At 56.7% G+C, this 3950-nt stretch carries 4 protein-coding genes; all 4 read right to left on the bottom strand.

Annotated elements, in window-relative coordinates:
* The coding region (locus tag BG52_RS13475) for a PTS sugar transporter subunit IIA (protein WP_036582343.1) at window positions 1-269 on the bottom strand (269 nt) is incomplete at its 3' end.
* Window positions 270-308: 39 nt separating this feature from the next.
* Window positions 309-1688, bottom strand: a complete 1380-nt coding sequence (locus BG52_RS13470; RefSeq protein ID WP_036582346.1) for a PTS fructose transporter subunit IIC — start codon at window positions 1686-1688, stop codon at window positions 309-311.
* A 14-nt stretch (window positions 1689-1702) separates the two neighbouring features.
* Window positions 1703-2665 carry a 1-phosphofructokinase gene (gene pfkB, locus BG52_RS13465; RefSeq protein WP_036582349.1) on the bottom strand — a complete coding sequence of 321 codons (963 nt, stop codon included), beginning with the start codon at window positions 2663-2665 and terminating at the stop codon, window positions 1703-1705.
* Window positions 2665-3447, bottom strand: a complete 783-nt coding sequence (locus BG52_RS13460; RefSeq protein WP_036582351.1) for a DeoR/GlpR family DNA-binding transcription regulator — start codon at window positions 3445-3447, stop codon at window positions 2665-2667. Before BG52_RS13460 ends, pfkB begins: the two co-directional genes overlap by 1 nt.
* Window positions 3448-3950 lie beyond the last annotated feature (503 nt).

The following is a 3950-nucleotide window of genomic DNA, read 5'->3' as shown; positions in this document are numbered from 1 at the left end:
TGCCAATCGAGCGGCTCCGCCAGCTTGGCGAAAGCCAAGCCGGCTTTCGTGACGCCGGACGATTTGCCGTGCGGAATGGCGACGCCGAAGCCGATGCCGGTCGAGCCGTTGGCCTCGCGCGTCAGTACGGCTTCGGTGTAAGCCGCTTTGTCGGATAGGCAGCCCGCTTCCTCAAGCCCATCGGCCAAAGCCTTGATCACAGCGGTCTTATCCGACGCGGTCAGCGGGATTTTGATCGACTTCTCATCAAGCAACGCAGTGATATTCATTAGGGTTTCCTCCTCATAGGAAATGCACGAGAACCGCGATTAATCGGCTTGCGGCATTCTTTTCTTCAGAATCATCAGCATAAGCGCCGTAACGATCATACCGATCAGGATGGCCAGAGCGTACAGGCCCACTTGGCCGACGGCGTTAGGAATCAGAAGGACGAACGCGCCGCCGTGAGGCGCGCGAAGGGTCGCGTCAAACAGCATGGATAAAGCACCTGTTACAGCCGAACCGACCATAATCGATGGAATGACGCGGAAAGGATCTCCAGCAGCGAACGGAATCGCGCCTTCCGTGATGAAGGATAAACCAAGCACGGATGCGGCTTTGCCTGCGTTGCGCTCTTCCTTCGTGAATTTCTTAGGCGCAAGCAACGTCGCGAGCCACAGGCCGAGCGGAGGCGTCATACCGGCAGCCATAACCGCCGCCATCGGACCGTATACCTCGTTGGCGATGAGGCCAACGGCAAATGTGTAAGCAGCTTTGTTGACAGGTCCGCCCATATCGAAGGCCATCATGGCGCCGAGCAGCAGGCCGAGCAGTACGGCATTGGTAGAGCCGATCGATGTCAGCCAGCTCGTCAACCCATCCATAATAGCTTTAACCGGTTCGCCGACCACATAAATCATGAGCAAGCCGACAACTGCGGATGCGATAAGCGGGATCAAGAGAATAGGCTTCAAGCCCTCAAGATTTCTCGGCATTTTGATGTAATCCCGCAGCCATTTCGCCACATAACCCGCGATGAAACCGGAGATGATACCGCCGATAAATCCAGCCCCCGTCTGGGAAGCGAGCATACCGCCGATCAAACCTGGCGCAAGACCGGGCTTCTCAGCTATCGAGAACGCTATGAAGCCGGACAGGATCGGAACCATCAGGGCAAAAGCGGCGCCGCCACCGATGCTCATCAGAGCAGCGGCCAGCGTTCCCTCTTGTTCAAATGCCTTGATGCCGAATACAAACGACAGCGCGATCAGAAGACCGCCTGCGACGACCAGAGGAAGCATGTGCGACACGCCGGTCATCAAATGCTTGTAGGGACCCGAGCGCGCCGCGCTCCGGTTAGCTTTGCTCCGCTCCACCTGTTTCATGTATGCGTCCGCCGAAGCAGGCTCGAGCGCAAGCGCCTGTTCGATCAAGCCGTTCGGATTTTTGATCGCTTGGGCGACCGGCACCTTGACAACCGGCTTTCCTTCGAAACGCCCTTCCAGCACATCCGTATCGGCCGCTACAATGATCGCATGCGCTTCCGCGATTTCCGCGTCGGTGAATTCATTCTCTACCCCGACGGCTCCCCGCGTCTCTACCTTGATCTGAATGTTTTTGTCCTTCGCCGCTTTCAAGAGCGATTCCGCAGCCATGTAGGTGTGGGCTACGCCAGTCGGACAAGCGGTTACCGCTAGAATCTTCTTCATACTCTTTCTCCTCCTTATAGACGGTTGTATGTCGGCTCCGTGACGGTGACCGCATGCAACATCGTTTTGACTTCATCCAATCCGCAAACCTCGGTTCCCGGCTTGGAAGCCGTTACCGAACCCGCAGCCGATGACCAGCGGGTCGTTTCCTCCAGGCTTTTGCCGTGAAGCACACAGTACACGATCGCGGCAACCATCGAATCCCCCGCCCCGACCGTGCTTAGCGGCGTAATCGGAACGGGGTGGGCGCGATATGCCTCGTCCGCGCTCACGACCAGCGAACCTTTGCCGCCCATGGACACCGCCACCAGCTTGATGCCTTTGGCGATCAAATCCCCCGCCGCCCGAACAATCGCTTCGTCATCGTCAAGCGTCCGGCCGAGCAGCGCTTCCAGCTCATGAATGTTGGGCTTAATGGCATAGGGCACAGCCTCTATGCCAAGCCTGAATGCCTCGCCATCCGCATCCAGCACGGTGCGAACACCAAGCTCGTTCGCGATCGCGATCAACGTCCGGTAAAAATCCGGCGGTGCGCCCTGGGGCAGACTGCCCGCCAGAACGACGGCCGAGGCGGAACGGGCCTCCTCGCGAAAACGGTCGCAGAACCGCGCAAGCAGTTCGGCGTCAACCGTAAAGCCTTTTTCATTCAGCTCGGTCGTCAGCTGCGTGGATCGATCAACGACCTTCAGATTCGTCCTCGTTTCGCCTGCCGTTTGCACGAACCCGCTGCGGATTCCGAGCGTCGCGAGCTTTTCGGTAATAACGCCTCCTTGATGACCTGCCAGAATACCGCAGGCCAGCACGTCCGTGTCGAATCGTTTCAGTACTTTGGCGACATTGATGCCTTTACCGCCCGCATCCGTGCGCATCTCTTGAATCCGGTTCAACCCGCCGTACTCGAAGCGGTCAATCGTAACGGTCTTGTCGAGCGCCGGGTTAAGCGTCACGGTAATGACAGGCGCTGCTGCATTGGTCATTATTCTTCACTTCCCGCTCTAGTTAGTGTGACGTCGATGCCTGCTTCCTCCAGCTGCCGGGCGGCGCCGGACGATAAGCCGTCGTCGACGATGACGTGGTCGATGTCCGACAGATCGGCTACCTTGGCAAACGATACGGTGCCGAATTTGCTGTGGTCGGCCAGAAGCGTGACATGGGCGGCGGATAGGATCATCTGTTTCTTGACCGCAGCCTCCACCAGATTAGGCGTAGTTAGGCCGGCATTAATATCCAGGCCGTTGGTGGCGATGAACGCCTTGTTGACGCGGATTGCGGCAACCGCCTTCTCCGCGAGCGGGCCCACCATAGCCAATGTCTCTTGCCTTAATATGCCTCCGGTCAGAATTAACTCGATCTCTTTCCGCTCGGAGAGCTCCTGCGCGGCCATTAACGAATTCGTCACGACCGTTAAACGGCTGAAGCCCTTCAACAGCTTTGCCACATAAAAGGTTGTCGTTCCCGAATCGAGCAGCAGGCTGTCGCCGTCCCGAACGGTCGCAACAGCCGCTTTCGCGACAGCTTCCTTCTGGGCGCGGTACCGGTCTTCCTTTTCGGAGAAGGGCGGTTCCGCATTGTCATCCCGAAAGGCCACTGCGCCTCCGTGCGTGCGGCGCAGTTCCCCCGCATCCTCGAGCCCCTTCAAATCCCTTCTAACAGTCGATTCGGATACGCCGAAGCTTTGGGCCAACTCTTGAACGGATGCACGCTTATGCGTTTGGACGTAGTCGGCAATTTTCTGCTTGCGCTCTTCTTCGAACAGCATTACGGGCCACCTTTCGGGAACGCTTTCTACAGCATGCTCATATATGATCGATAATAGTTGTAAAGCCGTAATCCATAAATTTTTGTGCTCATTTGTGATTATATATGATTGTTTACAAGTTGTAAAACGTTTTCTATCCCGTTATTAACCTTAAATGAGCATAAATAAGCAATTTAATACAGGTTTTTCTAGCTTAGCCGCCAAAATTTGCGGTAACGTTAATCCGCTGAGAGGATTGCTGAACTGCTCGGGGTAATCTTTGCGGCGGTTAGCAGCATGCTGTGCCATTAGCGCAGCGTTTTCGCGCATTCGGCCTCCGTTAGCGGCACGTCGTGCCGTTAGCTGGGCGAAAGCGTCGAGCGTTGGGGAGTTTGCGGCCGGTTACATGGTGGCGGACGGCACGACGGTGGGCGAATAAGCGACATTATGCAGGTTATACGGTGGCGGACGGCACGACGGTGGGGGAATAAGCGACATTATGCAGGTTATACGGTGGCGGACGG

It is taken from the genome of Paenibacillus darwinianus, from assembly GCF_000598065.1.
Classification (GTDB): domain Bacteria; phylum Bacillota; class Bacilli; order Paenibacillales; family Paenibacillaceae; genus Paenibacillus_I; species Paenibacillus_I darwinianus.
This window is presented reverse-complemented; position numbering and strand designations above follow the sequence as displayed.